29 protein-coding genes are annotated in these 26976 nt (G+C 73.5%); 10 read left to right on the top strand and 19 right to left on the bottom strand.

Going from position 1 to position 26976, the window contains the following annotated elements:
* Positions 1–52: 52 nt before the first annotated feature.
* Positions 53–994 carry a serine protein kinase RIO gene (locus TK50_RS24795; protein ID WP_043967564.1) on the bottom strand — a complete coding sequence of 314 codons (942 nt, stop codon included), beginning with the start codon at positions 992–994 and terminating at the stop codon, positions 53–55.
* Between the two features lie 317 nt (positions 995–1311).
* The gene (locus tag TK50_RS24790; protein ID WP_043967562.1) at positions 1312–1956 is read right to left on the bottom strand and encodes an HAD family hydrolase; all 645 of its coding nucleotides are present in this window, start codon (positions 1954–1956) and stop codon (positions 1312–1314) included.
* 253 nt (positions 1957–2209) lie between these two features.
* On the opposite strand from TK50_RS24790, the gene TK50_RS24785 reads away from it, so the two are divergent.
* From TK50_RS24785 to mug, 6 genes are all read left to right on the top strand, one after another.
* Positions 2210–2782 (top strand): TetR/AcrR family transcriptional regulator, encoded by a 573-nt coding sequence (locus TK50_RS24785; protein ID WP_043967560.1) that lies wholly within the window; start codon positions 2210–2212, stop codon positions 2780–2782.
* Between the two features lie 64 nt (positions 2783–2846).
* The gene (locus tag TK50_RS24780) at positions 2847–3779 is read left to right on the top strand and encodes a TIGR04222 domain-containing membrane protein (protein ID WP_043967558.1); all 933 of its coding nucleotides are present in this window, start codon (positions 2847–2849) and stop codon (positions 3777–3779) included.
* Entirely contained in the window at positions 3776–4600 is an 825-nt protein-coding gene (locus TK50_RS24775) for an MbnB/TglH/ChrH family RiPP precursor modification enzyme (protein ID WP_043969341.1), read from the top strand. The genes TK50_RS24780 and TK50_RS24775 overlap by 4 nt, the downstream gene beginning before the upstream one ends.
* Positions 4601–4623: 23 nt before the next feature.
* On the top strand, positions 4624–5115 hold the full coding sequence (locus TK50_RS24770) for an SCO6045 C-terminal-like domain-containing protein (RefSeq protein WP_043967556.1): 492 nt from the start codon (positions 4624–4626) through the stop codon (positions 5113–5115).
* Between the two features lie 51 nt (positions 5116–5166).
* Complete coding sequence (locus TK50_RS24765) at positions 5167–5928, top strand: SDR family oxidoreductase (RefSeq protein ID WP_043967554.1); 762 nt, start codon at positions 5167–5169, stop codon at positions 5926–5928.
* Positions 5928–6554, top strand: coding sequence for a G/U mismatch-specific DNA glycosylase (gene mug / locus TK50_RS24760; RefSeq protein WP_082106553.1), 627 nt, complete (start codon positions 5928–5930; stop codon positions 6552–6554). The genes TK50_RS24765 and mug overlap by 1 nt, the downstream gene beginning before the upstream one ends.
* Before the next feature lie 28 nt (positions 6555–6582).
* Here the strand turns inward: mug and TK50_RS24755 are convergent, their stop codons facing one another.
* From TK50_RS24755 to TK50_RS24745, 3 genes are all read right to left on the bottom strand, one after another.
* Positions 6583–8562 carry an ABC transporter ATP-binding protein gene (locus TK50_RS24755; protein WP_043967553.1) on the bottom strand — a complete coding sequence of 660 codons (1980 nt, stop codon included), beginning with the start codon at positions 8560–8562 and terminating at the stop codon, positions 6583–6585.
* Positions 8563–8760: 198 nt separating this feature from the next.
* The gene (locus TK50_RS24750; RefSeq protein ID WP_043967551.1) at positions 8761–9528 is read right to left on the bottom strand and encodes an enoyl-CoA hydratase/isomerase family protein; all 768 of its coding nucleotides are present in this window, start codon (positions 9526–9528) and stop codon (positions 8761–8763) included.
* A gap of 46 nt (positions 9529–9574) precedes the next feature.
* On the bottom strand, positions 9575–9802 hold the full coding sequence (locus TK50_RS24745; RefSeq protein WP_007072022.1) for a helix-turn-helix domain-containing protein: 228 nt from the start codon (positions 9800–9802) through the stop codon (positions 9575–9577).
* A 204-nt stretch (positions 9803–10006) separates the two neighbouring features.
* Between TK50_RS24745 and TK50_RS24740 the strand changes: the two genes are divergently transcribed.
* Complete coding sequence (locus TK50_RS24740; protein WP_241774112.1) at positions 10007–10609, top strand: cadmium resistance transporter; 603 nt, start codon at positions 10007–10009, stop codon at positions 10607–10609.
* 116 nt (positions 10610–10725) lie between these two features.
* On the opposite strand, the gene TK50_RS24735 is transcribed toward TK50_RS24740, so the two are convergent.
* The gene (locus TK50_RS24735) at positions 10726–12330 is read right to left on the bottom strand and encodes an ABC-F family ATP-binding cassette domain-containing protein (protein WP_043967550.1); all 1605 of its coding nucleotides are present in this window, start codon (positions 12328–12330) and stop codon (positions 10726–10728) included.
* A 244-nt stretch (positions 12331–12574) separates the two neighbouring features.
* On the opposite strand from TK50_RS24735, the gene ypfJ reads away from it, so the two are divergent.
* Both ypfJ and TK50_RS24725 read left to right on the top strand, forming a co-directional pair.
* A complete protein-coding gene (gene ypfJ / locus TK50_RS24730; RefSeq protein ID WP_043969338.1) occupies positions 12575–13492 on the top strand; it encodes a KPN_02809 family neutral zinc metallopeptidase in 918 nt (305 codons plus the stop codon).
* 232 nt (positions 13493–13724) lie between these two features.
* The gene (locus TK50_RS24725; RefSeq protein ID WP_052504050.1) at positions 13725–14780 is read left to right on the top strand and encodes a polysaccharide deacetylase family protein; all 1056 of its coding nucleotides are present in this window, start codon (positions 13725–13727) and stop codon (positions 14778–14780) included.
* Between the two features lie 113 nt (positions 14781–14893).
* On the opposite strand, the gene TK50_RS24720 is transcribed toward TK50_RS24725, so the two are convergent.
* From TK50_RS24720 to TK50_RS24675, 10 genes are all read right to left on the bottom strand, one after another.
* Positions 14894–15535: an acVLRF1 family peptidyl-tRNA hydrolase gene (locus tag TK50_RS24720; protein WP_043967548.1), complete on the bottom strand. Its 642-nt coding sequence runs from the start codon at positions 15533–15535 to the stop codon at positions 14894–14896.
* Between the two features lie 193 nt (positions 15536–15728).
* Positions 15729–16352, bottom strand: a complete 624-nt coding sequence (locus TK50_RS24715; protein ID WP_043967546.1) for a LysE family transporter — start codon at positions 16350–16352, stop codon at positions 15729–15731.
* A 315-nt stretch (positions 16353–16667) separates the two neighbouring features.
* Positions 16668–17123, bottom strand: a complete 456-nt coding sequence (locus TK50_RS24710) for a metal-sulfur cluster assembly factor (RefSeq protein WP_043967544.1) — start codon at positions 17121–17123, stop codon at positions 16668–16670.
* The gene (sufU, locus tag TK50_RS24705; RefSeq protein ID WP_043967542.1) at positions 17120–17593 is read right to left on the bottom strand and encodes a Fe-S cluster assembly sulfur transfer protein SufU; all 474 of its coding nucleotides are present in this window, start codon (positions 17591–17593) and stop codon (positions 17120–17122) included. Before sufU ends, TK50_RS24710 begins: the two co-directional genes overlap by 4 nt.
* Positions 17593–18897, bottom strand: a complete 1305-nt coding sequence (locus TK50_RS24700; RefSeq protein ID WP_043967540.1) for a cysteine desulfurase — start codon at positions 18895–18897, stop codon at positions 17593–17595. Before TK50_RS24700 ends, sufU begins: the two co-directional genes overlap by 1 nt.
* Positions 18898–18903: 6 nt before the next feature.
* Positions 18904–19677: a Fe-S cluster assembly ATPase SufC gene (gene sufC / locus TK50_RS24695; protein ID WP_043967538.1), complete on the bottom strand. Its 774-nt coding sequence runs from the start codon at positions 19675–19677 to the stop codon at positions 18904–18906.
* The gene (locus tag TK50_RS24690; RefSeq protein ID WP_043967536.1) at positions 19677–20021 is read right to left on the bottom strand and encodes a non-heme iron oxygenase ferredoxin subunit; all 345 of its coding nucleotides are present in this window, start codon (positions 20019–20021) and stop codon (positions 19677–19679) included. The genes sufC and TK50_RS24690 overlap by 1 nt, the downstream gene beginning before the upstream one ends.
* Complete coding sequence (gene sufD / locus TK50_RS24685; protein WP_043967534.1) at positions 20021–21166, bottom strand: Fe-S cluster assembly protein SufD; 1146 nt, start codon at positions 21164–21166, stop codon at positions 20021–20023. Before sufD ends, TK50_RS24690 begins: the two co-directional genes overlap by 1 nt.
* A gap of 49 nt (positions 21167–21215) precedes the next feature.
* Positions 21216–22646, bottom strand: a complete 1431-nt coding sequence (gene sufB / locus TK50_RS24680; protein ID WP_043967531.1) for a Fe-S cluster assembly protein SufB — start codon at positions 22644–22646, stop codon at positions 21216–21218.
* On the bottom strand, positions 22643–23431 hold the full coding sequence (locus tag TK50_RS24675) for a helix-turn-helix transcriptional regulator (protein ID WP_043967529.1): 789 nt from the start codon (positions 23429–23431) through the stop codon (positions 22643–22645). Before TK50_RS24675 ends, sufB begins: the two co-directional genes overlap by 4 nt.
* A 98-nt stretch (positions 23432–23529) precedes the next feature.
* Between TK50_RS24675 and TK50_RS24670 the strand changes: the two genes are divergently transcribed.
* A complete protein-coding gene (locus TK50_RS24670) occupies positions 23530–24498 on the top strand; it encodes a COX15/CtaA family protein (protein ID WP_199486137.1) in 969 nt (322 codons plus the stop codon).
* 20 nt (positions 24499–24518) lie between these two features.
* Here TK50_RS24670 and TK50_RS24665 read toward each other — a convergent pair whose 3' ends face one another.
* The 3 genes from TK50_RS24665 to TK50_RS24655 form a co-directional block, all read right to left on the bottom strand.
* Positions 24519–25448 (bottom strand): ATP-grasp domain-containing protein, encoded by a 930-nt coding sequence (locus TK50_RS24665; protein WP_043969336.1) that lies wholly within the window; start codon positions 25446–25448, stop codon positions 24519–24521.
* Positions 25449–25456: 8 nt separating this feature from the next.
* The gene (locus tag TK50_RS24660; RefSeq protein WP_043967526.1) at positions 25457–25792 is read right to left on the bottom strand and encodes a hypothetical protein; all 336 of its coding nucleotides are present in this window, start codon (positions 25790–25792) and stop codon (positions 25457–25459) included.
* Between the two features lie 209 nt (positions 25793–26001).
* Positions 26002–26961 carry a heme o synthase gene (locus tag TK50_RS24655; RefSeq protein WP_043967523.1) on the bottom strand — a complete coding sequence of 320 codons (960 nt, stop codon included), beginning with the start codon at positions 26959–26961 and terminating at the stop codon, positions 26002–26004.
* Positions 26962–26976: the final 15 nt, after the last annotated feature.

Below are 26976 nucleotides of genomic sequence, written 5' to 3'. Positions count from 1 at the left end.
CGGCCGAGCCGGGTGGGCACCGGGACCGGCCCGGTGCCCACACCGACGCGGCTCAGCGGATGCCGGCCTCGCGCAGCAGCAGCGCGGTCAGCGCCGCCGGGTCGCTGTCGTCGGCCGGCAGGCCACGCGCGGTGAACCAGGCCCCCACCACCCGCACGTCGCGGGCCAGGAACTCGGGGCCCTGCGGGTTGGCCACCACGTCGACCACCTGCGGCAGGTCGATCATGACCAGCCGCCCCGCGTGCACCAGCAGGTTGTACGGCGACAGGTCACCGTGGGCGTAGCCGGCCCGGGCCAGCACCACCAGGGCGTCGACCAGTTGCTCCCACAGCGAGCGCAGCTCGGCCGGCTCGGGCCGGCACTGGGCCAGCCGGGGCGCGGCCAGCCCTTCGTCGGGGTCGCCGACGAACTCCAGCATCAGCTCGGTGCCGAGCAGTTGCACGGGGTACGGCACGGCGATGCGGCCGTGCTCCGCGCCGATCTCCCAGAGCCGGGAGAGAGCGGCGAACTCGGCGGCCGCCCACTGCCCGGCGATCATCTGCCGGCCGAAGGCGGTGCGCCCGGCCATCGCCCGGTTCTCCCGGGACCGGCGCACCCGCCGGCCCTCCAGGTAGCCGGCGTCGCGGTGGAACAGCCGGTGCTGGGCGTCGCGGTAGCGCTTGACCGCCAGCAGGCACGACCGGTCGGTGTCCGGCACAGCCCGGCGGACCAGGTGGACGTCCGCCTCCTTGCCGGTCTTGAGCACCCCGAGGTCGGTGTCCCGGGCGGCCAGCTCGGTGACGAGCCAGGCGGGATGCGGATCGGGGCCGTGCACGGCCTGATCCCAGGTGGACCAGGCGTCGCCGCCGGGGGCGTCGTCGTCCGGACCCGGGTCCGGGTCGGTCAGGACCGGCTCGGCGGGCCGGCCACGCTTCAGGAACTGGGGTTCGTCGTCGTCGAAGCGGCCCTTGCCGCGGCCACGGCGCCCGCGCGCCGGGAAGTCGTCGTCACGCACTGTGCTGGTGATCCCTTGATCGAGGCTGGTGAAGGCAGGTGGAAGAGCCCTGCGAAGACGGCCATGACCGACCTCCCCTCCTCGACCGGGACGACCCGGCTGCGCCCGACGCGCGGCACCATGCTGACCCACCCACCCCCACCCCGCAACCAATTAACCCCCGCTCCCCGCCGGCATCGGTGATCAAGAGAAAAGCGTCAGAGTTGATCTCTACGATGACGCAAACCTCTTGATCACCGAAGCGGGCCGGGCGTGAGCCCGGGCCGGCGTGGGTGGGGGTGAGGAGTGGGGGGTGGGGGGTGGGGGGGTGGGGTGGGTCAGGCGGCGAGGACGGTGGCTACGGCGGCGATCAGCCCGTCGACGGTGAAGGTGGGGGCGAACCGGGTGTCCGTCCAGACCCGTCCCCGGTGCAGCCAGACGCTGGGCAGGCCCACTGCCGCCGCACCGCCGATGTCGGCCTCCGGGCTGTCCCCCACCACCCACGCGCCGCGCAGCGGCATCCGGACCCGCCGGGCCGCCAGCGCGAAGATCCTCGGGTTGGGCTTGCTGACCCCGGCCTCCTCGGAGATGACCCAGTCGGCCACGTACCGGTCCAGGCCCGTGCGGCGGATCTTCGCGTCCTGCTGGCGGACACTGCCGTTGCTCACCACCACCGGCACCCAGCCGGCGTCGTCGGCGATCCGCAGGGCGCAGGCCACCAGCGGGTCGAGCCGGCTGTTGACCACCACCCCGTCGTGCAGTTCCTCCACCAGGTCCAGGGAGGAGATGAGCAGCCCGTACCGGTCGCGGATCGCGTCCGCCACGTCCCACCGGTCGGTCAGCCCGTCGGCGTCGATCGACACCAGCCAGTCGATGTCGGTGGCCGGCGCGCCGATGCCGTCCAGGAAGCGCTCACCCCAGGCACGGAACGACCCGGCCCGGTCGAGCAGGGTGTTGTCCAGATCCAGCAGGAGCAGCGGCACTCGGGCACCTTAAGGGAGACGGGCCGCCGGCCGACAGGGCCGGCAGGCACGGCGTCACCGGGCGATGGTAGCCGGCCGCCCGTCGGCCGATCACGCATCGGGTCCCCGCCGGCACCAGCCGTGGCCAGCGCCGGGCCACGGCAGAGCCAGCGCCGGGGCCAGCGCCCTGCGGTCGGGCACGGCCACGTTGCCGGCACGTTACAAGCCGTACGTACGGTTTGCATGACGGCGGGCCACCTGACACGATCGTGCCGTGCCCAGAGTAAGTCAGGACCAGCTCGACGCCCGCCGGCAGGAGATCCTCGCCGCGGCGCGGGCCTGTTTCGCCCGGCACGGCTACGAGGGCGCCACCGTGCGGCGGCTGGAGGAGGCCACCGGCCTGTCCCGGGGCGCGATCTTCCACCACTTCCGGGACAAGGACTCGCTGTTCCTCGCCGTCGCCGAGGACGACGCGGCGGCCATGGTGGAGACGGTCGCCCGCAACGGCCTGGTCCAGGTGATGCGGGACCTGCTGGCCCGCGCCGTCTCCCCGGACACCACCGGCTGGCTGGGCAGCCAACTGGAGGTCTCCCGGCGACTGCGCACCGACCCGGCGTTCGCCCGCCGCTGGGCCGAACGCTCCGCCGCCATCGCCGAGGCCACCCGGGACCGCCTGGCGAGGCAGCGGGAGGCCGGGGTGCTCCGCGAGGACGTACCCATCGACGTGCTGGCCCGGTTCCTCGAACTCGCCTACGACGGCCTGGTGCTGCACCTGGCGATGGGCCGCCCGGCCGGCGACCTCGGCCCGGTGCTCGACCTGGTCGAGGAGGCCGTCCGCCGCCGCTGACGACCGCGTGGCGGGCCTGTCCCACAATGGGCCCGCGACCCCCTCGCGCGACAGGAGCAGCAGCATGAGAGTCCTCGCGGCGCCCGGTGACACCTGGGGCATCCCCGGGCCCACCTTCCTCGGTTTCTACCTGTTGGCCGGCCTCGTCGTCGTGATCGGCGCGATCGTCCACCGGCGGCGGGTCCTCGCCGGCCCGTCGTCCGTCGGCGGCGCCCAGCTCGGCCCCCAGCAGGTGGCCTACCTCAACGGCGGCAACCAGCTCGCGATCTGGACCGCGCTGGGCGGGCTGCGCGGCACCGGCGTCGTCGGCGTACGCGCCGACCGGCGGCTCGCCGTCGGCGGTTCCCTGCCGGCGGGGGTGACCCCGCTGGACCGGGCGGTCCACCACGCCGCCAACCAGGGCCTGTACGCCCGCGAGCTGGGCCGCGACCGCTGGGTGCAGCAGGCCCTCGACCAGCTGCGCCAGGGCCTCGAGCAGCAGGGCCTCGCGCTGAGCGCGGCCCGGCGCCACTCCGCCCAGCGCGGGTCCTTCCCGGTGTTCCTCCTCGTCCTGCTCGGCGGGTTCCGGATCTTCGCGGGGCTGTCCAACGGCCGGCCGGTCGCCTTCCTGGTGCTCGCCGTGATCCCCCTCGCCATCGCCTCCGCGCTGCTGGCCCGGGTGCCGTGGCGGACCAGGGCGGCCGAGCGGGCCCTGCGCGAGCTGCGCCGCACCAACGTGCACCTCGCCCCCGCCTCCGGCCCGGCGTACGCGACCTACGGGGCGGCCGGCGCGGCGATGGGCGTGGCACTGTTCGGCACCGCCACCCTGTGGGCCATGGACCCGGGCTTCGCGGAGCAGGCCGAGATCCAGCGGCAGGCGCTGTCCGGCACCGGCAGCACCTCGGTCGGCGGGTGCAGCAGCGGCTCGTCGGACAGCGGCAGCTCCTGCAGCGGCAGCTCGTGCAGCGGGGGCAGCTCCTGCGGTGGCGGGGGCTGCGGCGGGGGCTGCGGCGGATGACCGGCCCGGGTCCCACCGGCGTCGGCATCGGCTGGCGGCCCGAGATCGCAGGGTTCGTGGCCGAGCTGCCGGGGCTGCGGTTCGTCGAGGTGGTGGCCGAGGCCGTCGCCCCGCACGGGCCACCGCCGCCCGGCCTCGCCGCCCTGGTCGAGCGCGGGGTCACCGTCGTACCGCACGGGGTGAAGCTCTCCCTCGGCGGCGCGGAGCCGGTCGACCCGGCCCGGGTGGCCCACCTCGCGCGGGTGGCCGAGCTGGTCGACGCGCCGCTGGTCAGCGAGCACATCGCGTTCGTGCGGGCCGGCGGCCTGGAGGCGGGGCACCTGCTGCCGCTGCCGCGCAGCCGGGAGGCCGTCGCGGCAGTGGTGGCCAACGTGCGCCGCGCCCAGGCCGACCTGCCGGTGCCGCTGGCGCTGGAGCCGATCGCGGCGCTGTTCGACTGGCCCGACGACGAGCTGGACGAGGCCGACTTCCTTACCGAGATCCTCGACGCGACCGGCGCGACGCTGCTGCTGGACGTCGCCAACGTGCACGCCAACGCCCGCAACCGGGGCGCCGACCCGCTCGCCCTGCTGGACCGGCTGCCGTTGGACCGGGTGGCGTACGTGCACGTCGCCGGGGGCGCCGAGCAGGGCGGCTTCTACCACGACACGCACACCGACCCGGTGCCACCGGCCGTGCTCGACCTGATCGGCGAGCTGTGCGCCCGGCACCGCCCGCCCGCGCTCCTGTTGGAACGCGACGGCCGCTGGCCGCCCGCGTCGGCGCTGCGGGCCGAGCTGGACGCGATCGCCGCGGCGTCCGGATACCCGGCGGTGACGTGAGCGCGCCCGGGGCCGATGGTGAGGTGGGCACGCCCGGTTCCGGCGGCGACGTGATCGCACCCGGCGCCGGCGGCGGCGACCTGGCCGCCCGGCAGGCGGAGCTGGTGGCGGCGCTGGTCGCGGGCGGGCCGCTGCCGGCCGGGTTCGCCCCGGCCCCCGTCGACGCCGCCCGCCGCGCCCTGCTGCGCAAGCGGGCCGGCGACGTGGCCCGGCACTGGCCGCTGCTGGCCGCCGGCCTCGGCGACGCCTGGCCGGCGACGTTCGCCGACTGGGCCGCCGGCCGGCCCACCAACGGTTCGCTGCGCGACGGCTGGGACCTGGCCCGCGAGCTGCATCGCCGGGGCGAGCTGCCGCCGCTGGGCGCGGAGGAGCTGGCGGTGCGGGAGGCGGCCAGCCGCTACGACGGCGCGACACCGCCGCGACCGCGACGCCTGCCGGCCCTGGCCCGCGCCGGCGGCGCCGTCGCGGTGCGGCTCGCCGGCCGGGTACGCCTGCTGCGTCCGGCCCGCCGGTAGCCGCCCGGCCCACCGGTGGCCGCCCCCACCGGCGTACGGCAGGATCGGCGCATGGATCTGGGACTCACCGACCGGGTGTACGTGCTGACCGGGGCCTCCCGGGGGTTGGGCTTCGCCACCGCCGAATGCCTCGTCGCCGACGGGGCGCGGGTGGTCGTCTCCGCCCGGGCCCCCGAGCAGGTGGCGGAGGCGGTGCGGCGGCTCGGCGGCCCCGGGCGGGCGATCGGGCTGGCCGGCGACCTGAGCGACCCGGCCACTCCGCAGCGACTGGTCGCCGCCGCCCGGGAGCAGTTCGGCCGGCTCGACGGCGCGCTGGTCTCCGTCGGCGGGCCGCCGCCGGGCACCGCGGCGGGTACGACCGACGCGCAGTGGCGGGAGTCCTTCGAGACCGTCTTCCTCGGCACCGTCCGCACCGCCCGCACGGTCGCCGAGGCGCTGACCGACGGCGGCGCGATCGGGCTGGTCCTGTCCACCTCGGCCCGCGCCCCGCTGGCCGGGCTGGGCATCTCCAACGGGCTGCGCCCCGGCCTGGCCGGGGTGGCCAAGGACATGGCCGACGAGTACGGCCCGCGCGGCGTACGGGTGCTCGGGCTGCTCCCGGGGCGGATCATGACCGACCGCAACCGGCAGCTCCTGGCCGCCTCCGGGGACGCCGAGCGGGCCCGGGCCGAGGCCGAGGCGGGCATCCCGCTGCGCCGCATCGGCGAGCCCGCCGAGTTCGGCCGGGTCGCCGCGTTCGTCCTCTCCCCCGCCGCCGGCTACCTGACCGGGATCACCCTCCCGGTCGACGGCGGCGCGCTGCGCGGCCTGTGATGGCCGCCCCGACGGGTGGTCCCGGCGCGGCGGACCGCCTCGACACACGAGCCGGGCTGACCGGCGGGCCGGAGCGGCGCCGGCCGACGCGCGAGGAGCTGGCCGCGGCGGCGGAGCGGACCATCCCGGACGTCATCGGGCCGGGGCTGACCGTGCTCTTCGTCGGCATCAACCCGGGGCTGTGGTCGGCGGCCACCGGGTGGCACTTCGCCCGGCCGGGCAACCGGTTCTGGCCGGCCCTGCACCGGGGCGGCTTCACCCCCCACCAGCTGCACCCGAGCGAGCAGGACGCGCTGCCCGGGTATGGGCTGGGCATCACCAACATGGTGGCGCGGGCCAGCGCCCGGGCCGACGAGCTGACCGCGGACGAGCTGGTCGAGGGCGCGCGGATCCTGACGGCGAAGGTGCGCCGGCACCGGCCGGCGTGGGTGGCGGTGGTCGGGGTGACCGCGTACCGGATCGGGTTCGGCCGGCCGAAGGCGGCCTTCGGGCCGCAGCCGGAGCTGCTCGACGACGCCCGGCTGTGGGTGCTGCCCAACCCGAGCGGGCTCAACGCCCACTTCACCGCCGAGACGCTGGGCGCGGCGTTCGGCGAGCTGCGCGCCGCCACCGCCGCGCCGGCCTGACCGGCGTGGGCGCGCCGGCCACCCGGGGTCAGTTCGCGGCGGCCGGGGGCAGCGCCTCGTCGGCGACGTAGGTGGCCATCGGCATGGTGATCACGGTCTCGGGGCCGGTCGCGTCCACGTACGGGGTGGGCGAGTCGGCCACCGCGAACTGGGTGCGGTACAGCTCGGCGTAGAGGCCGCCCACGGCGACCAGCTCCTCGTGCCGGCCCCGCTCGACGATCCGCCCCTCGTCGAGGACGAGGATCTGGTCGGCGTCGCGGACGGTGGAGAGCCGGTGCGCGATGACCAGCGCCGTACGCCCCGTCAGCGCCACCGCCAGGGCCCGCTGCACCGCCGCCTCGCTCTCCGAGTCCAGGTGCGCGGTCGCCTCGTCGAGGATCACGATCGACGGGGCCTTCAGCAGCAGCCGGGCGATCGCGATGCGCTGCTTCTCCCCGCCGGAGAAGCGGTAGCCCCGCTCGCCGACGGTCGTGTCGAGCCCGTCGGGCAGGGACCGCACCAGGTCGGCGACCTGCGCGCCGGCGAGGGCCGCCCAGATCTCGTCGTCGGTGGCGTCCGGCTTGGCGTAGCGCAGGTTCTCGGCGATCGTCTCGTGGAACAGGTGGGAATCCTGGGTGACCACACCGATCTCGTCGCGCAGGGAGGCGAGCGTGGCGTCGCGCACGTCGACGCCGCCGACGAGCACCTGGCCGTCGGTGACGTCGTAGACCCGGGGGATCAGCATGGACAGGGTGGACTTGCCCGCCCCGGACGGGCCGACCAGGGCGATCATCTGCCCGGGCTCGACGGCGAACGAGACCCCCCGCAGCACCGGCTCGTTGACGGTGCGGTCGAGGGTGGTGACCTCCTCCAGCGAGGCGAGGGACACCTCGGCGGCGGCGGGGTAGCGGAACCGCACGTCGCGGAACTCCACCCGGCCGTTGCCGCGCGGCACGGCGACGGCGTCCGGCTTCTCCGCGATGCCGGGACGCAGGTCGAGCACCTCGAAGACCCGGTCGAAGGAGACCAGCGCGCTCATCACGTCCACCCGGACGTTGGACAACGCGGTCAGCGGGCCGTACAGCCGGGTGAGCAGCAGGGCGAGGGTGACCACGGTGCCGGCGCTGACGCTGCCGGTGACCGCGAGCCAGCCGCCGAGGCCGTAGGTCAGCGCCTGGGCCAGGGACGCGACCAGCAGCATGGCCACGAAGAACGTCCGCGAGTACATCGCGGACTGGATGCCGATGTCGCGGACCCGCTCGGCCCGGCCGGCGAACCGGCGCGCCTCCACCTCGGGCGCGCCGAACAGCTTGACCAGCAGCGCCCCGGCGACCCCGAACCGCTCGGTCATGGTGGCGTTCATGTTGGCGTTGAGGTTGTACGACTCGCGGGTGATGTCGGCCAGCCGCCGGCCGACCCGGCGGGCCGGGACGATGAAGATCGGCAGCATGACCAGCGACAGCACGGTGATCTGCCAGGAAAGGGTGAGCATCACCCCGGCGGTGAGCACGAGCTGGATGACGTTGCTGACCACCCCGGACAGGGTGGAGGTGAACGCCCGCTGCGCGCCCATCACGTCGTTGTTGAGCCGGCTGACCAGCGCGCCGGTCTGGGTGCGGGTGAAGAACTGCAACGGCATCCGCTGCACGTGGTCGTAGACCCGGGTGCGCAGGTCGAGGATGATGCCCTCGCCGATGCGCGCCGAATACCACCGCTGGGCCAGCGAGAACAGCGCGTCGGCGACAGCGAGGACGGCGATGACCAGGGCGAGGCGGACCACGGTCGACCCGGCCTCCGCACCGCCCCGGCTGATCGCGTTGATCACGTCGCCGGCGAGCACCGGGGTGGCCACGCCGATCACCGCGGCGATCACCACCGTGACCAGGAAGACGACGATGTCGCGGCGGTAGGGCCGGGCGAACTCGACGATCCGCCGGGCGGTGCCGCGGCTGAGCCGGTGGGCGGAGACCTCGTCCTGGTTGCGCATCGACCGGATCATGCTCCAGCCGGCCATGCCACCGTCGGACATCACGCGTCACCTCCGGGTCGTGGTCGGCTCGTGCCGTCAGGTCGATTGTCCCGACGGCTACGACAACCTTGGCCGTAAGCCGGTTCTTCCCGGAAAGTCCTTACCGTTCTCCCCACCGGGTGGTGGGCCGGCCCGCTGGCCGACGGTCCGGCTGTCCCCCTGCCGAGGGTCCGGTTGGTGCCGCTGCCGAGGGGCCGGCTATTCGCCCCGGCCGGCGAGGTCACGGAGCCGGCGGGTCTGCGCCTCGCGCTCGGCCCGCTGCTGCTCGGCGTGGGACCGGCCGGCGGCACCGGCGAGCAGCGCCTTGATCTCCACCACCGCGTCGCGGGGGTGGGCGAGCAGCCCCGCGGTCAGGTCGCGCACCGTGGCGTCCAGCTCGGCGTTGGGCACCACCAGGGTGGCCAGGCCCAGCCGGTCGGCCTCGGCGGCGTCCATCCGCCGGCCGGTGGCGCAGATCTCCAGGGCGCGGGCATAGCCGACCAGCTCGACGAGGCGCTTCGTGCCGGCCAGGTCGGGAACCAGGCCGAGGGTCACCTCGGCCATGGAGAGCTTGGCGTCGGTCGCCAGCACCCGCAGGTCGCAGGCGAGCGCGAGCTGGAAGCCGGCGCCGATGGCGTGGCCCTGCACGGCGGCCACCGACACCACGTCGGGCCGGTGCAGCCAGGTGAAGCCGGCCTGGAAGTCGGCGATCCGGTCGGCGCACTCCTGCTCGGGCAGGGTCGCCAGCTCGGCGAACGAGCCGGGGCCGGACGCGCCGGCCACCGACAGGTCGAGGCCGGCGGAGAAGGCCCGCCCCTCGCCGCGCACCACGACGACGCGCACGTCGCCGGGCAGGTCACGGGAGAAGTCGCTCATCGCGCGCCACATCGCCGGGGTCTGCGCGTTGAGCACGTCGGGCCGGCACAACGTCACCGTCGCCACCGGCCCGTCGCAGTCGAGTCGTACCCCGACCGCGCCAGGGGTCACCGGGCGGCCCGGGGGACGGCGCTGATGGACGACGTCGGTGGGCGGGTCACGCCTTCTTGCGGCGCCGCGCGCCGCCGCGCTGACGCAGCTGCACGCCGGACTCGGTGAGCACCCGGTGGATGAACCCGTAGGAACGGCCGGTGGAGGCCGCGAGCGCCCGGATGCTCTCTCCGCCGGTGTACCGCTTTACCAGGTCCTTGGCGAGCGTCTGACGCTCGGCTCCGACGATCCGGCGACCCTTCTCAGTGCTGGTGGCTGTGCCAGTGGCTGCCATGCTGATTCCTCACGTCCCAGACTGTGCGGTTCGGATACGGTCCCACCTATTAGACCGCCTCGAACGATCATGCGCCAGATATCAACTATTCGCCAACCGACACGCTATGCATTGTCAGCTACCCGATAGGGTGACGTCGGCCGGTCGCCGTACCCCGTTCGGGCGGGCCGGGGCGGCGGGCGCGGCGGCCGTACCCTGCCTGGCGTGACCGACCTGATCGCGACCGCCGCCGGCGCGGCGCTGGTGTTCGCCGCCACCAACATCGACGACGTCGTGGTGCTGACCGTGCTGTTCGTGGCCGCCCGGAGCACCGGCCGACCCCGCCCCGGGCACATCGTCGCCGGGCAGTACCTGGGCATCGGCGCCCTGGTCGCCGCCGCCGCGGTCGCCGCCGCCGGGCTGCTCGTGGTGCCCGATCCGTGGACCGGGCTGCTCGGCCTGCTCCCGATCGCGCTCGGCGTGCGCGCCCTGCTGGCCCGCTCGGACGACGACGGGCCGCCCGCCGTGGTGGGCGGGCTGCTCGGCGTGGCCGGGGTGACCATCGCCAACGGCGCCGACAACATCGCCGTCTACGTGCCGGTGTTCCGCTCCCTCGCCCCGGCCGACGCCCTGGTCTGGCTGGTGGTGTTCGCGGCACTGGTCGGCCTTTGGTGCGCCGTCGCCGCCGGCCTCGGCGGCCACCCGGCCGTGGTCCGGTGGGTCGGCCGGGTCGGCCACTGGCTGGTCCCGGTCGTCTTCGTCGCGATCGGCGGGCTGATCCTGGTCACCTCCGGGCTCCTCACCCGGCTGGGTGGCGTGCTCGGTTGAGCGCGCCGAGGGCGCGCACGGTGCAGAGAGTGACGGCCCACCGCAAAAGGCGCGGAAATTCCCATTTCACCCAGAGCCCCGCGGCCACCGTGCCGAAGGCGCCCGCCGAGCCTTGGTCAGGCCAGCTCGACCAGTTCGAGCAGGTCGTCGCTCCAGGCGTCCTCGTCGCCGTCGGGCAGCAGGATCGCCCGGTCCGGCTTGAGCGCCAGCACCGCGCCCGGGTCGTGGGTGACCAGGACGATCGCCCCCGGATAGCGGGCGATCGCGTCCAGCACCTGCTCCCGGCTCACGGGGTCGAGGTTGTTGGTCGGCTCGTCGAGCAGCAGCACGTTGGCGCCGGAGCAGACGAGGGTGGACAGGGCCAGCCGGGTCTTCTCCCCGCCCGAGAGCACGCCGGCCGGCTTGTCGACGTCCTCGCCGGAGAAGAGGAACGCGCCGAGGATCTTCCGCAGCTCGGTGTCGGTCTGCTCGATCGCGGCGGCCCGCATGTTCTCCAGCACCGTCCGCTCCACGTCCAGGGTCTCGTGCTCCTGGGCGTAGTAGCCCAGCCGCAGCCCGTGCCCGGCGTGCACCTCGCCGGTGTCCGGCTCCAGCAGGCCGCCGAGCATCCGCAGCAGGGTGGTCTTGCCCGCGCCGTTGAGGCCGAGGATGGCCACCCGCGACCCCCGGTCCACCGCCACGTTGACGTCGGTGAAGATCTCCAGCGACCCGTACGACTTGGACAGGCCGGTCGCCGTGAGCGGCGTCTTGCCGCACGGCGCCGGGTTCGGGAAGCGGACCTTGGCCACCTTGTCCGAGACCCGGACCTCCTCCAGCCCGGAGATCAGCTTCTCGGCGCGGCGGGCCATGTTCTGCGCGGCGACGGTCTTGGTGGCCTTGGCCCGCATCTTGTCGGCCTGGGCCATCAGCGCGCCGGCCTTCTTCTCGGCGTTGGCCCGCTCCCGGCGGCGGCGGCGCTCGTCGGTCTCCCGCGCCTCCAGGTACGCCTTCCAGCCCAGGTTGTAGACGTCGACCACCGAGCGGGTCGCGTCGAGGAACCAGACCTTGTTGACCACCGACTCCAGCAGCGAACCGTCGTGGGAGATCACGATCAGCCCGCCCTTGTGGTTGGCGAGAAACCCGCGCAGCCAGGTGATCGAGTCGGCGTCGAGGTGGTTGGTGGGCTCGTCGAGCAGCAGGATGCCGCCGCCGTTCTCGCCGGCGTCGCGGAACAGGATCCGAGCCAGCTCGACGCGGCGGCGCTGGCCGCCGGAGAGGGTGCCGATGGTCTGGGCGAGGGCCCGGTCGGGCAGGCCGAGGTTGGCGCAGATGCGGGCGGCCTCGGCCTCGGCCGCGTACCCGCCGAGGGCGGCGAACTGGTCCTCCAGCGCGCCGTAGCGGCGGACCAGCCGGTCGTCGGCGTTCTCGGCGAGCTGGGCCTCGACCTCCTTCATCTGGGCCATCAGCACGTCCAGCCCGCGGGCGGAGAGCACCCGGTCGCGGCCGGTGACCTCCAGGTCGCCCGTGCGCGGGTCCTGCGGGAGGTAGCCGATGGCGCTGCGCCGGTCGATCTGCCCGGCGTAGGGCTGCCCCTCCCCCGCGAGCACCTTCAGCGTGGTGGTCTTGCCGGCGCCGTTGCGGCCGACGAGGCCGATGCGGTCGCCCGGCTGCACCCGCAGCGTGGTGTCGGACAGCAGGATCCGGGCGCCGGCGCGCAACTCCAGGCCGGTGGCAGTGATCATGTCGGGGACTCGCTCTCGGGGTCTGGAAGGGCTGACTCAGGGCACGCGAAAGCGCCGGCGGGTCGATGGTTCCCGTCGGCGCGGGGCGGTTCAGCCTTCGCAGCGCAGCACGGGGCAAGTGTACCGGGCCGCCCGATGCGCGCCGCCCGGATTACCAGTCAAGATCACCGGGTACGGAGGCGTCGTCCGGACCCGGTCCGGCACCGCAACCACCACACGTGACGAATCGGTGATCGGGGTCAACATGGAGCTCAACGAGAACGCGCGGATCGACACCAGCCAGGTGGACGACCGGCGGGGGTCCGGCGGAGGCGGCGGCCTGGGCGGGATCCCGATCCCGATCGGCGGGGGACGCGGCGGCATCGTCGGCATCATCGTCGCCGTGCTGGTCGCCCTGGTCGGCGGCGGCTTCGGCCTGAACGCGGCCTTCGACGGCGACGGGTCCGGGCAGGGCGACAACACCTCGCTGGAGCAGAAGTGCTCCGCCGACGACGCCCTCAAGCAGCTCGACTGCCGCAACACCCTCTACGTCAACTCGATCCAGGCGTACTGGCGCACGGCCCTGCCGGAGACCTTCGGCGAGCAGTATCAGCCGTCGAAGACCGTCTTCTTCAGCCAGGGCGTCAACACCGCCTGCGGCCAGGCCGACTCGGGCGTCGGCCCGTTCTACTGCCCGGCCGACGACCTGGTCTACATCGACCTGACCTTCTACAACCTGCTCGCCGACCAGCTCGGGGCCAAGGGCGAGTTCGCCCAGCCGTACGTGCTGGCCCACGAGTACGGCCACCACGTGCAGGACCTGCTCGGCACCGAGGCGCAGATGCGCCGCCAGCAGCAGCGCGACCCGGCCAACGCCAACGCCCTGTCGGTGAAGCTGGAGCTCCAGGCCGACTGCTACGCCGGGGCCTGGGCGCGCAACGCCACCGGCACCGCCGACGAGCAGGGCCAGAAGATCTTCAAGAGCATCTCGGAGCAGGACGTCCGACAGGCCATCGACACCGCCGAGAAGATCGGCGACGACGCCATCCAGCAGCGCTCGGGACGCCCCGTCAACCCGGACGAGTTCACCCACGGCACCTCCGAGCAGCGCCGGCAGTGGTTCACCAAGGGGTACGACACCGGCGACCCGAAGCAGTGCGACACCTTCGGCGGCGGCGCCTGACCCTCGCACCCGGCAAGCGACCGCAGCGTAGCCCGACCCGCACGCCCCGGCCGGCAGCCGTCGCCGGCCGGGGCTCCCTCAGGATCGCCCCGTTCGAAAAGTTTCCGAAAACTTCCGGAATTCGTTGACCCGTTCGAAATGCCGCTGCAATACTCCGTGCCACCACGACATCCATCTACGCCTATTGATGTCGGGCATCGTCGAACGTCACCGCCCCCGGGAGGACCTGCGCATGTTCGCCAGCATCAGCGGCCCCCGCCGCCCGTCCCCACCCCGAGCAGCGCGCCACGCCCGCCGGCTGGCGGTGCTCGCCACCGCCGCCGTGGCCCTGGCAGCGACCGGTCTCGCGGTCGCCGCCACCCCGTCCAGCGCCGCAGCCTGCAACGGCTACGTCGGCCTCACCTTCGACGACGGGCCGACGGGCAGCACCAACGCCCTGCTGTCCGTGCTCCGGGCCAACAACGTCCGGGCGACCATGTTCAACGTCGGGCAGAACGTGCAGGGCAATCCGTCCGCCGCGCGGGCCCAGGTCGACGCCGGCATGTGGGTCGCCAACCACAGTTGGAACCACGCCCACATGACCTCGATGAGCCAGAGTCAGATGCAGTCGGACCTCTCCCAGACCAACTCGGCGATCCAGTCGGCGACCGGCGTCCGGCCGCAGTTGTTCCGCCCGCCCTACGGGGAGACCAACTCGACCCTCCAGTCGGTCGCCACCTCGCTCGGCCTGCGCCAGGTGATCTGGGACGTCGACTCCCAGGACTGGAACGGCGCCAGCGTCAGCCAGATCGTCTCCAACGCCAGCCGGCTCCAGGACGGCCAGGTCATCCTGATGCACGACGGCATCCAGAACACCCGCGACGCGATCCCGCAGATCATGGCCAACCTGAACAGCCGCGGCCTCTGCCCCGGAATGATCTCCCCGAGCACCGGCCGGGCGGTGGCCCCCGACGGCACCCCGCCGCCGACCACCCCGCCGCCGACCGGCTCCCCGACCACGCCGCCGCCCGGCGGCGGATGCACCGCGACGGCGACCTTCCCCAACGTCTGGGGCGACCGGTACAACACCTCGGTGACGGTCCAGGGGGCCAGCAACTGGACGGTGGTCGTGGCGGTGACCGCGCCGCAGCGCATCAGCACCACCTGGAACGGCACCCCCAGCTGGGACAGCACCGGCTACGTGATGACGATGCGGTCCAACGGCAGCGGCAACACCTTCGGCTTCACCACGATGATGAACGGCAACAGCAGCGCCAGGCCACAGATCCGTTCCTGCACCACCGGTTGACCCTGGAGCTTCCCGCCCGGGCCGTTCCCGTTGGCCCGGGTGGGAAGCCCTCCTCCCGCTGACCCCAGCAGATCCCGGGGTGATTGCAGGGGCCCCTCCTGCGGTGCCCTTGCTTACCCCCGGACCAGGATTCGGACGGCGCGGGCGGCGGCGATCGCGTCGACCAGCACCGCGAGGCGGGGCTCGGGGACGTCGAGGAGGCGGTCGGCGCGCAGCTCGGCGAGCGGGGCGAGCCGCCGGTCGGCCAGCACGCCCTCCACCGCCCGGCGGTCGCCACCGCAGACCACGGCGGCGAGGTGTGCCGCCTCCGGCAGCAGCAGCCGGACGGCCAGCTCGGCCGCATCGCCGAGGGCCGCCTTCGCCTGGTTGTCCCGCCGCCGGGCGAACCGCTGCTGGGACCACCCGCCGGCAGCGGTGCGGCCCTGCACGTAGCGGGTGTCCACCTTCGACACGACCAGCTTCTCCCCCTCGGCGACACCGACGGCCACCGCGCCCTTGCGAGCGAGCAGCAGGCCGATCCGGCGCGGCGCGCGGGCGGCGGCCACGAACCCGGGCACGTCGGCCCCGGGCGGCGCGCCCGGCGGGGTGTGCAGGGCGGCGGTGGCCCCGTCCGGGGCGGTGAGCAGCAGGCCGTACTCCTGGGCAGTCGCGGTGGGTGGGCCGTGCCGGTCGGCGAAGCCGTCCACCCAGCGGTCGACGCGGGCCGGTGCCACCTCGACCCAGCGTCCGCCGCCGGCCGCCGGTCTGCTGCTCATGGCCCCGAACCTACGGCACCGGCAGCCGGCCGTCCGCCCCGCCCGCTGCGGACCTTGGACATCTACTGTTCCGCGCTCGGAGTCAACTGTCCAAGGTCCGGACCATCAGGCCAGCGCGGCGGCGCAGCCGACGGCGTCAGCACGACGGCGCAGCCGGCGGAACCGGCGCGGCGGGCGGGGCCAGCGGGGAGAGTCAGGCGGTCAGCAGGACGGCGACCGCCAGCGCGGCGATGATCGCGCTGGACACCAGGCCGGTCACCCGGCGACCGCGCGGGCCCGTGAGGGCCCGGCCGACCACGCTGCCACCACCGGCGACCAGCAGCTGCCAGCTCGCCGAGGCGAGGAAGGCACCGGCCACGAAGGCGACCGCCGCTGCCGGACCGACCCCGTGGCCGTCGTTGCGGGCGAGCACGAGCGCGGCGAAGTAGACCACGGTCGCCGGATTGAGCATGGTCAGCGCCAGCAACCCGGCGAAGGCCCGGCCCGGGCTCTCCAGGCCGCGCCGCCGACCCGCCTCACGCACCGGGCGGGGATGCAGCGCCTGCCACGCGCCCCGCACCGCGATGGCGAGCAGCACGGCCGCCGCCACCAGCCGCAGCGGCCCGCCGACCGGGGCGACGAGGCCGGCGACCGCCGCCCCGCCGAGGGTGGCCACGGCCGCGTAGACGCCGTCGGCGGTCGCCACCCCGAGGGCGGCGGCGGCACCGACCCGGAACGAGGTCCGCGCGCTGAGCCCCATGATCAGCACGGCGATCGCGCCCACGGGCACGGCGACGCCGTACCCGGCCGCGAGACCGGCCAGGAACGCCCCGGTCACGACGGTCGGCGCAGGACCGGGGCGGCCGGCGGCATCGCCCGCTGTCGCCCGCCGGCCACGGCCGTGGGGACAGGGGCAGGCATCATCCGGTACGTCTCGATCACCCGCCCATGGTGCGTCCCCACCCGCCGCCTGACCACCGGGTTTCTCGCGGGACGGGCCGGTCGCGCTCGATCCTGGATCGAGTGGCCTCGCGCGCGATCACAGACCACTCGATCCGCGATCGAGCACGATCTTGGGGAAGTCGCGGCCGAAAGCGGCAGAAAGCGGCCGAGCGCGGCACCCGGGAACGGATGCCGCGCTCGACGGGAAGCGTCAGACGTTGAAGCCGAGGGACCGGAGCTGGTCGCGACCCTCGTCGGTGATCTTGTCAGGGCCCCACGGCGGCAGCCAGACCCAGTTGATCCGGATGTCGTTCACCAGTCCCCCGCCGGGGCCGGTGGTCAGCGCCTGCCGGGCCTGGTCCTCGATCACGTCGGTCAGCGGGCAGGCCGCCGAGGTCAGCGTCATGTCCAGGGTGGCGACGTTGTCGTCGTCGACGTGCACGCCGTACACCAGGCCGAGGTCGACCACGTTGATGCCCAGCTCGGGGTCGACGACGTCCTTCATCGCCTCCTCGACGTCGGCGACGGCGGCCTTCCCGCCCGCGCCGCTGCCGGCGTCGCCGACGCTGCCGGTGGCCGACGGGGCCGTGCCCTCGGTGGCCGGGACCGCGGCGTCGGTCGCCACGGCGCCGTCCTGCGGCGCGCCGGCGGTCTGGTCAGAACTCATGCCTTCACCTCCGGGCTCGCGCCCACCCCGGCGCGTGCCGCCGCGTCCTTGAACGCCATCCACGGCAGCAGCGCGCACTTGACCCGGGCGGGGTAGCGCGCGACACCCGCGAACGCCACCCCGTCACCGAGCACGTCCTCGTCCGGCGTGACCTGGCCACGGCCGGACATCAACTCGACGAACGCCTCGTGCACGGCGAACGCCTCCCCCGCCTCCCGGCCGCGCAGCAGCTCGTGCAGCACGCTCGCCGACGCCTGGCTGATCGAGCAGCCCATGCCGTCGTACGAGACGTCGTGCAGCACGACGCCGTCGGTGGCGACCCGGACGGTCACCTCGTCGCCGCAGGTCGGGTTGACGTGGTGCGCCTCGGCGACCCGGTCCGTCGGGTCGTCGGCGTCGCGCAGGCCACGGCCGTGGGGGCGCTTGTAGTGGTCCAGGATGATCTCCTGGTAGAGCTGGTCGAGCTGCATCAGTCGAACACCTTCCGCACCTGCTCCAGGCCGCCCACCAGGGCGTCGATCTCGCTGGTGGTGGTGTAGAGGTAGAACGAGGCCCGCGTCATGGCCGGCACGCCGAACCGGCTGCACACCGGCTTCGCGCAGTGGTGCCCGACCCGCACCTGCACGCCGAGCGAGTCGAGGACCTGCCCGACGTCGTGCGGGTGGATGTCGCCGAGCGCGAACGAGATCGTCCCGCCCCGGCCCACCGGCACGGTCGGCCCGAAGATCCGCAGGCCGGGCACGGTGGCGAGGGCGTCCAGCGCGTACGCCGTCAGCTCCTTCTCGTGCCACTGGACGGCCCGCATGTCCAGGCCGGTGAGGTAGTCCACCGCCGCGCCGAGCGCCACCGCCTCGGCGATCGGCGGGGTGCCCGCCTCGAACCGGGCCGGCGGCGCGGCGAACGTCGACCGGGCCATGGTGACCGTCTCGATCATCGAGCCGCCGCCCATGACCGGGGGCATCGCCGCGAGCAGCTCGCCGCGGCCCCACAGCACCCCGATGCCGGTCGGGCCGCACATCTTGTGCCCGGTGAAGACGACGAAGTCGGCGTCGAGGTCGACCACGTCGATGGGCAGGTGCGGCACGGACTGCGAGCAGTCCAGCAGCAGCAGCGCGCCCACCTCGCGCACCCGGGCGGTGATCCGGGCGGTGGCGTTGACGGTGCCGAGGATGTTGGACATGTGCACCAGCGAGACGATCTTCGTCCGCTCGGTGACCAGGTCGTCCAGCCCGGACTCGTCGAGCCGCCCGGCGTCGGTGAGCGGGAACCAGCGCAGGGTCGCGCCGGTGCGCTCCGCGAGGAGCTGCCACGGGACGATGTTGGAGTGGTGCTCCATCTCGGAGATCACGATCTCGTCGCCGGGGCCCAGCCGGAACCGGGGGTCGGCGTCCGCGCGCAGCGAGGCGTTGGAGAACGCGTACGCCACGAGGTTGATCGCCTCGGTCGAGTTCTTGGTGAACACCACCTCGTCCACGCTGGGCGCGTTGACGAACCGGGCGATCTTCGCCCGGGCTCCCTCGTACGCCTCCGTCGCCTCGGTGCCCAGGGTGTGCACCGAGCGCGACACGTTGGCGTTGTGCCGCGCGTAGTGCTCGGCGAGCACGTCGAGCACCTGCCGCGGCTTGTGCGAGGTGTTCGCGCTGTCGAGGTAGACCAGCGGGTGCCCGTTGACCTCCCGGTCGAGGATCGGGAAGTCCGCGCGCACCGCCGCCACGTCGAAGCGCGGCACGTCGTCGAACTGCGGCATGCCGGCCGGGATGGTGAGAGAGGACATCGTCGGTCAGGCCCGCGCCGCGCCGGCCCCGGCGACGTACCGCTCGTAGCCCTCGTCCTCGAGCTTGTCGGCCAGCTCCGGGCCGCCCTGCTCGACGATCCGCCCGGCGACGAAGACGTGCACGAAGTCGGGCTTGATGTAGCGCAGGATGCGGGTGTAGTGGGTGATCAGCAGCAGGCCGGTGTCGCCGGTGTCGCGGACCCGGTTGACGCCCTCGCTGACCACGCGCAGCGCGTCGACGTCGAGGCCCGAGTCGGTCTCGTCGAGGATCGCGATCTTCGGCTTGAGCAGCTCCAGCTGCACGATCTCGTGCCGCTTCTTCTCGCCGCCGGAGAAGCCCTCGTTGACGTTGCGCTGGGCGAAGGCCGGGTCCATCTGGAGGCGCTGCATCGCGCCGCGCAGCTCGCCGCCCCAGGTGCGCAGCTTCGGCGCCTCGCCGTCGATCGCGGTCTTGGCGGTACGCAGGAAGTTGGCCACCGACACGCCGGGCACCTCGACCGGGTACTGCATGGCCAGGAAGAGGCCGGCGCGGGCCCGCTCGTCGACGGACATGGCCAGCACGTCGACGCCGTCGAGGGTCACCGAACCGCCGGTGATCTCGTACTTCGGGTGCCCGGCGATCGAGTAGGCCAGGGTGGACTTGCCGGAGCCGTTGGGGCCCATGATCGCGTGGGTCTCCCCCGACCGCACGGTCAGGTCGACGCCGGACAGGATCGGCTTGAGCTCACCCTCGGGCAGCTTGACCGACACCTTCAGGTCGCGGATCTCCAGGGTGCTCATTATCGGGTCACTCCATTGCTCGGCGTCGGGCGGCCGTCGGCGCCCACGGGAAGGTAGATGTCGCCGTCGCGGACCTCGACGGCATAGACCGGAACGGGTTCGGTGGCGGGCAGCCCGGTGGGCTCGCCGGTGCGCAGGTCGAAGCGGGAGCCGTGCAGCCAGCACTCCAGCGTGCAGCCCTCGACCTCGCCCTCGGAGAGGGCCACGGCGGCGTGCGAGCACTCGTCGTACGCGGCGTAGAACTCACCGTCCTCGCCGTGCACCAGCGCGATCGGGGTGCCGTCGACGTCGGCGCTGACCACGCTGCCCTTCGGCACGTCGTCGGCCGCACAGATCCTGATCATCAGGAGCCCGCCTTCGCGAGCCTGGCCTCGATGGCGTCGCCGAGCCGGTCGCGCAGCTCCTCGACCGGGATCTTGTTGATCAGCTCGGCGAAGAAGCCGCGGACCACGAGGCGGCGGGCCTCGGTCTCCGGGATGCCGCGCGCCATCAGGTAGAACAGCTGCTCGTCGTCGAAGCGGCCGGTCGCGCTCGCGTGCCCGGCACCGGCGATCTCGCCGGTCTCGATCTCCAGGTTCGGCACGGAGTCGGCCCGGGCACCGTCGCTGAGCAGCAGGTTCCGGTTGATCTCGTACGTGTCGGTGCCGGTCGCCTCGGCGCGGATCAGCACGTCGCCCACCCAGACGGTGTGCGCGTCGGCGCCCTGCAACGCGCCCCGGTAGCCGACGTAGCTGCGGCAGTCGGGCACGTTGTGGTCGACGAGCTGGCGGTGCTCCAGGTGCTGACCGCCGTCGGCGAAGTAGAGCCCGTACAGCTCGGCCTCGCCGCCCCGGCCCGTGTACTCCACCGAGGTGTACTGCCGGACCAGGTCGCCGCCGAGGCTGACCTGGACGTGCACGACCTTGGCGTCCCGGCCCAGCCGGATCTTCAGGTGCTGGGCCTGCACGGCGTCGGCGGCCCAGTCGGCCACCGTGACCAGGGTCAGCTTCGCGCCGTCGGCCACCGACACCTCGACGTTGTCGGCCAAGGTGGCCGAGCCGGCGTGCTCCAGCACCAGGGTCACCTCGGCGAACCGGCCGACCTCGACGAAGGTGTGGCCGAACGCGAGCCCCTCGGCGGAGTCGCCGACCACCCGCAGGCGCACCGGCTCGGCGACGACCGCCTCGCGGGCGACCTCGACCAGCAGCGCCTGCCCGGCCCCGCCGTACGCCAGGGCGCTGACCCGGTCGACCGGGGTGAGCACGCTGCCCACCCGGGGGTCGTCGGAGCCGGCCCGGGAGACGGTGACCCCGGCCGGCAGGTCGCCGTGCTCGTGCCGGACGGCGCCGGTGGCGGCCTGCGCGTCGCCGCCGACCAGGCCACGCAGGCGCTTGAGCGGGGTGAAGCGCCACTCCTCCTCCAGGCCCGTCAGGGCCGGGAAGTCGGCGACGTCGTACGAGCGGAGCGCCTGCGACTTGGTGCTGGGCGGCGCGGAAGCCTGGGTAGTCATCTCTTCCTTGGTCTGTTCTACGGCGACGGTGTCTGACTGGGCGGCGGCGTCAGCCGACCGCGCCCTCCATCTGGAGCTCGATCAGGCGGTTGAGCTCCAGGGCGTACTCCATCGGGAGTTCCTTGGCGATCGGCTCGATGAAGCCACGGACGATCATCGCCATCGCCTCGTCCTCGCTCAGGCCCCGGCTCATCAGGTAGAAGAGCTGGTCGTCGCTGATCTTGGAGACGGTCGCCTCGTGCCCCATCGACACGTCGTCCTCGCGGATGTCGACGTACGGGTAGGTGTCGGAGCGGGAGATGGTGTCGACCAGCAGCGCGTCGCACTTGACCGTGCTGCGGCTGCTGTGCGAGCCCTCCAGCACCTGCACCAGGCCCCGGTACGAGGTGCGGCCGCCGCCCCGGGCGATCGACTTCGACACGATGGTGCTGCTGGTGTGCGGCGCGGCGTGCACCATCTTGGCGCCCGCGTCCTGGTGCTGGCCCTCACCGGCCATGGCCACCGAGAGCACCTCGCCCTTGGCGTGCTCGCCGGTCATGTAGACCGCCGGGTACTTCATGGTGACCTTGGAGCCGATGTTGCCGTCGACCCACTCCATCGTCGCGCCCTCGTGGCACACGGCGCGCTTGGTGACCAGGTTGTAGACGTTGTTCGACCAGTTCTGGATGGTCGTGTAGCGGCACCGGGCGTTCTTCTTGACGATGATCTCCACGACCGCGCTGTGCAGCGAGTCGGAGGAGTAGAGCGGCGCGGTGCAGCCCTCGACGTAGTGCACGTACGCGCCCTCGTCGACGATGATCAGGGTCCGCTCGAACTGGCCCATGTTCTCGGTGTTGATCCGGAAGTACGCCTGCAGCGGGATCTCCACGTGCACGCCCTTCGGCACGTAGATGAACGAGCCGCCGGACCACACGGACGTGTTCAGCGCGGCGAACTTGTTGTCGCCGACCGGGATCACCGTGCCGAAGTACTCCTTGAAGACGTCCTCGTGCTCGCGCAGCGCCGTGTCGGTGTCCAGGAAGAGAACGCCCTGCTCCTCCAGGTCCTCGCGGATCTTGTGGTAGACGACCTCGGACTCGTACTGCGCCGCGACGCCGGCGACCAGCCGCTGCTTCTCCGCCTCGGGGATGCCCAGCCGGTCGTAGGTGTTCTTGATGTCCTCGGGCAGGTCCTCCCAGCTGGTGGCCTGCTTCTCCGTGGAGCGGACGAAGTACTTGATGTTGTCGAAGTCGATCCCGGTGAGGTCGGCCCCCCACGCCGGCATCGGCTTGCGGCCGAACAGCCGCAGGCCCTTCAGGCGCAGGTCGAGCATCCAGGCGGGCTCGTTCTTCTTCGCCGAGATGTCCCGCACCACCGCCTCGTTGAGGCCGCGCTGGGCAGCGGCCCCGGCGACGTCGGGGTCGGCCCAGCCGTACTCGTAGCGACCGAGGGCGGCGAGCTGCTCCTCCTGGGTCAGGGGCTGGACGATCTGCTCGGTCATCTATCTGTCCTCACAGTGGTGACGGTGTTACGGGACTGGGCCGGGATGTGCGTGGTGCACACCCCGTCGCCGTGCGCGATGGTGGCCAGGCGCTGCACGTGGGTGCCGACCAGGCGGGAGATCACCGCCGTCTCGGCCTCGCACAGCTGGGGGAACTCGGCGGCCACGTGCGCCACCGGGCAGTGGTGCTGGCAGAGCTGGCCACCGGAGGCGATCGTGGACGCGTTGGCAGCGTAGCCCTCGGCGGTCAGCGCCCCGGCGAGCGCCTCGGCCCGCGCCAGGGGATCGTCGCCGGCGTCCTCCATGGCCGCGCGGCAGCGGTCCTCCAGGGCGGCGACCTGGTCGGCGGCGAACGCCTCCACCGCCGCCGAGCCGCCGTTGCGGGAGATCCAGCGCAGCGCGGCGGTGGCGATGTTGTCGTAGTGGTGGGTGCCGCAGCGGCCCCGGGCCGCGTCGGTCAGCACGAAGACCTTCGCCGGGCGGCCCCGCCCCCGGCTGCCCCGGACGGTCTGCTCGCGGGCGACCACGTCGCCGTCGGCGAGCATCGCGTCGAGGTGCCGGCGGATCGCCGCCGGGCTCAGGCCCAGCGCCGAGCCGAGCTGCCCGGCGGTGGTCGCCCCGCGCTCCAGCAGCAGCTGGGTGACCCGGTCCCGGGTCGACAGGTCGGCCGCGGCGGAACCGGCCGCGGGCGCGGGCGGAGCGGACTCCGGGTGGGCGGACGCGGACGCACCGGCGACCGGTCCGGCCGCCGGCTGCCGCCCGGAGAGCGCCGCCGCGTTTTTCACAACGCCCACGTTACGTAATTCGCCGGGGGGTCGCAAACCCGGGTGCCGGTGATCCGAACCACCGCAGCGCCGGAGTCACCCGATCGGGTTCCACTACGGTGCGTAGGATTCGCTCCGTGAAGCGATCCGTCCGGTTCCCGGTCTCCGCCACCCTGCTGCGCCGCCTCGCGCTCGCCTCGATCATCGCGAACGTGGCCATCGTGGTCACCGGCGGGGCGGTCCGGCTGACCGCCTCCGGCCTCGGCTGCCCCACCTGGCCCCGGTGCACCGACGCGTCGTACACCACGACGCCGGAGATGGGCGTGCACGGGGTGATCGAGTTCGGCAACCGGCTGCTCACCTTCGCCGTGGGCCTCATCGCCCTCGCCGTGGTGGTGGGGGTGCTGCTGCACGGCGCGCGGCGGCGGGAGCTGCTGCCGCTCGCGGTCGCGGTGCTGTTCGGCATCCCGTTGCAGGCGGTGATCGGCGGGATCACCGTGCTGACCAACCTCAACCCGTGGGTGGTCGGGCTGCACTTCCTCGCCTCGATGGTGGTGATCGCGGCCGCGTACGCGCTCTGGCGGCGCGTCGGCGAGCCGGACGGCCCCGTGGTGCCCACCGTGCCGGGGCCGCTGCGGGCGCTGGCGCTGGTCACCACCGTCGTCAGCGCCGCGGTGCTGGTGATCGGCACCTGGGTCACCGGCAGCGGCCCGCACGCGGGCGACCACGGCGCGGCCCGCAACGGCCTCGACCCGGAGGCGATCTCGCAGGTGCACGCCGACGGGGTGTTCCTGCTGGTCGGGCTGTCGGTGGCGCTGGTCTTCGCGTTCCGCGCGGTCGGCGCGCGCCGGGCGGAACGGGCCGCCGTCGTGCTGGTCGCCGTGGAGCTGGGGCAGGGCGTGATCGGCTTCGTGCAGTACTTCACCCACCTGCCCGCCGTGCTGGTCGGCGCGCACATGCTCGGCTCGTGCCTGGTCCTGCTGGCCACCCTCGCCGTGCAGTGGTCGACCCGGGAGCGCCGGCCGGTCCAGCCGGCGTGGGAGACCGCGACGCCGCCGGCCGAGGTCCCCGTCCCGGTCGGCGCCTGACGCCCCGGCCCCGGCCGCGCTCAGCGGGGACGGGGCAGGCGGGCCAGGTGGGTGACGACGGCGTCGGCGAGCCGCTCGGGGGCCCCGTCGGCGTACCCGAGGAACAGCGACGGCTCGGTCAGCTCCAGCTCGACCAGGACGGGCGTGCCGTCCGGGCCCGGGATCAGGTCCACCCGGGCGTAGAGCAGCCGCCGCGTGCCGCCCGGGACCGCCGCGAGCACCCGCTCGGCGACGGCGAGCTGCGCGGGGGTGGCCGTGCGGGGGGTGATCTCCTCGGCCTTGTAGAGCCCGTCGGGGCCGAGGTCGGGGCCGGTGAGCATCGGGCCCTTGCGGATCGCGTGGCTGAAGGCGAGCCCGTCCGGGCCGGCCAGGAACAGCAGGGCCGTCTCCCCGGCGGTGTCCACCGCGCTCAGGTACGGCTGGACCATGGCGACCCGGCCGGCGTCCGACAGGCGGCGCAGGTGGGCCAGGGCCAGCTCGCGGTGCTCCGGGTCGGCGAGGTCGTAGCGGCCGGTGTCCTGGCTGCCGGCGCTGACCGCCGGCTTGATCACGTGTTCGCCGCCGGTGGCGGGCGGCGTCCAGGGCTGCCCCGGCGCCACCCAGCCGGTCGGCACCGTGGGCACCTGGGCGGCCGACAGCTCGTCGAGGTAGCGCTTGTCGGTGTTCCAGCGCACCACGTCGGCCGGGTTGACCAGCCGGGGGACGGTGTCGGCCCAGGCCACGAACTCGTCGCGGCGCAACGCGTAGTCCCAGGGCGAACGGAGCACGACCAGGTCGTACGCGGCCCAGTCGACCGCCGGGTCGTCCCAGGCGGCGACGGTGGCCGCGATCCCCCGGGCGGCCAGCGGGGCCAGCAGCAGCCGGTCGTCGGGCTCCAGGTCGGGCAGGTCGGCGCAGGTGACGATGGCGACCCGGGGTTCCCCCCGGGTCGACTGGTGGTGGTCGGTCAAGTTGTCGGTCAACGGGCCATCGTGCGCCGGGCCATCGACCGCCAGAGGTCGTTGCTCGGGCGCATCTGGTCCATCAGCTCGCGCTCCCAGGCGTTCTCGACGGTGACTCCCGCCTTGGCGCACGCCTCCCGCGCGACGACGGTGTCGTCCGCGAACTGGTCGCCCCAGGCCCCGTCGGACCCGACGAGGACGATGCGCGCGCCGCGCTTGCCGACGTACTCGATGACCGCCTTCGCCCCGCCGTGCCCGGCGGCGAACGACTTGATGCCCGCGACCAGGCCGTCAGGGGTCTGGTCGGCGACGGTCTGCTGAGCCGTCAGCGTCGTATCGGAACCATCTGCCATGACGCGAAGCCTAAGCAGAGTTGCATCCGGACGTGCGAGAACCATGAACTATTTGTGATGCCAATTACCCCTGCGTTTAAGGAGAACCACAGGTGATTTGCCCGGTTATATGAGGACTCAGGGCACCAAAGCGGCCGGGCGAAGTTACACGATCGTCACAACTCGCGCGCGCCCGACACAAGTCGGGAATGTCGCCCCGGATCGATGGATCAGACCAGCGCGTCGACGGCGACGGCCGCGAACAGGATGGTCAGGTAGACGTACGACCAGTGGAACAGCCGCATCGGGCGGACCGCCCCGCCCCGGGCCACCTGGCGGCACAGCCGGTGCGCCTCGTACACGAAGACCCCGCCCGACAGCAGCGCGGTCACGCCGTAGATCGCGCTCATCCCGAGCGGCCAGACGGCCAGCGAGGAGAGCAGCGTCAGCCAGGCGAAGCCGATGATCTCGGCGTTGACCCGGCGGGCCGAGGCCACCACCGGCAGCATCGGGATGCCGGCGCGGGCGTAGTCGGCCTTGTACTTCATCGCGAGCGGGTAGAAGTGCGGCATCTGCCAGAAGAAGACCACCGCGAACAGCGCCCACGCCGCCGGGGCCAACGAGCCGGTCACCGCCGCCCAGCCGATCAGCACCGGTGCGGCCCCGCACGCGCCGCCCCAGAAGGTGTTCTGCGGCGTGGTCCGCTTCAACCACAGCGTGTAGACCAGGTCGTAGTAGGCGATCGCGGCCAGGGTGAGCCCCGCGGCCAGCAGGTTGGTGAACACCGCCATCAGCGTCACCGAGACCACCGCGAGCACCAGGCCGAAGACCAGCGCGTTGCGCGGGGACACCGTGTGCGTCGGCAGCGGACGCCGCTTGGTGCGCCGCATGAGCTGGTCGATGTCCCGGTCGATGTAGCAGTTGAGCACGCTGGCCGCACCGGCGGCGAGCGAGCCGCCCACCAGGACCACCGCCATCAGCCACAGCGACGGCAGGCCGCCCTCGGCGAGCATCATCGCCGGGACGGTGGTCACCAGCAGCAGCTCGACGATCCGCGGCTTGGTCAGCGAGACGTACGCCGAGACCACCGCCCGGACGTCCCGCCGGGGCGCCACCGGGGCGCCGGTCACCGTGCGCACCGGCGGTTGCCCGGCAGAGTTGCTGACGGGGCGCTCGGTGATCATGCTCACGGATTGCCACCTTCC

The sequence above is a fragment of the Micromonospora haikouensis genome (genome assembly GCF_000876225.1).
Lineage (GTDB): Bacteria > Actinomycetota > Actinomycetes > Mycobacteriales > Micromonosporaceae > Micromonospora > Micromonospora haikouensis.
Note: the sequence above shows the minus strand (reverse complement) of the source record. Positions and strands in the feature narration are given on the sequence as shown.

What these genes read in the sequence shown, in the direction of transcription:
- TK50_RS24780 (WP_043967558.1), top strand. Translation starts at nt 2,847, where the DNA reads ATGAGAGTCCTCGCGGCGCCCGGTGACACCTGGGGCATCCCCGGGCCC.
- TK50_RS24775 (WP_043969341.1), top strand. Translation starts at nt 3,776, where the DNA reads ATGACCGGCCCGGGTCCCACCGGCGTCGGCATCGGCTGGCGGCCCGAG.
- TK50_RS24765 (WP_043967554.1), top strand. Translation starts at nt 5,167, where the DNA reads ATGGATCTGGGACTCACCGACCGGGTGTACGTGCTGACCGGGGCCTCC.
- mug (WP_082106553.1), top strand. Translation starts at nt 5,928, where the DNA reads ATGGCCGCCCCGACGGGTGGTCCCGGCGCGGCGGACCGCCTCGACACA.
- TK50_RS24755 (WP_043967553.1), bottom strand. Translation starts at nt 8,562, where the DNA reads ATGTCCGACGGTGGCATGGCCGGCTGGAGCATGATCCGGTCGATGCGC.
- TK50_RS24745 (WP_007072022.1), bottom strand. Translation starts at nt 9,802, where the DNA reads ATGGCAGCCACTGGCACAGCCACCAGCACTGAGAAGGGTCGCCGGATC.
- TK50_RS24735 (WP_043967550.1), bottom strand. Translation starts at nt 12,330, where the DNA reads ATGATCACTGCCACCGGCCTGGAGTTGCGCGCCGGCGCCCGGATCCTG.
- ypfJ (WP_043969338.1), top strand. Translation starts at nt 12,575, where the DNA reads ATGGAGCTCAACGAGAACGCGCGGATCGACACCAGCCAGGTGGACGAC.
- TK50_RS24725 (WP_052504050.1), top strand. Translation starts at nt 13,725, where the DNA reads ATGTTCGCCAGCATCAGCGGCCCCCGCCGCCCGTCCCCACCCCGAGCA.
- TK50_RS24720 (WP_043967548.1), bottom strand. Translation starts at nt 15,535, where the DNA reads ATGAGCAGCAGACCGGCGGCCGGCGGCGGACGCTGGGTCGAGGTGGCA.
- TK50_RS24710 (WP_043967544.1), bottom strand. Translation starts at nt 17,123, where the DNA reads ATGAGTTCTGACCAGACCGCCGGCGCGCCGCAGGACGGCGCCGTGGCG.
- sufU (WP_043967542.1), bottom strand. Translation starts at nt 17,593, where the DNA reads ATGCAGCTCGACCAGCTCTACCAGGAGATCATCCTGGACCACTACAAG.
- TK50_RS24700 (WP_043967540.1), bottom strand. Translation starts at nt 18,897, where the DNA reads ATGTCCTCTCTCACCATCCCGGCCGGCATGCCGCAGTTCGACGACGTG.
- sufC (WP_043967538.1), bottom strand. Translation starts at nt 19,677, where the DNA reads ATGAGCACCCTGGAGATCCGCGACCTGAAGGTGTCGGTCAAGCTGCCC.
- TK50_RS24690 (WP_043967536.1), bottom strand. Translation starts at nt 20,021, where the DNA reads ATGATCAGGATCTGTGCGGCCGACGACGTGCCGAAGGGCAGCGTGGTC.
- sufD (WP_043967534.1), bottom strand. Translation starts at nt 21,166, where the DNA reads ATGACTACCCAGGCTTCCGCGCCGCCCAGCACCAAGTCGCAGGCGCTC.
- sufB (WP_043967531.1), bottom strand. Translation starts at nt 22,646, where the DNA reads ATGACCGAGCAGATCGTCCAGCCCCTGACCCAGGAGGAGCAGCTCGCC.
- TK50_RS24660 (WP_043967526.1), bottom strand. Translation starts at nt 25,792, where the DNA reads ATGGCAGATGGTTCCGATACGACGCTGACGGCTCAGCAGACCGTCGCC.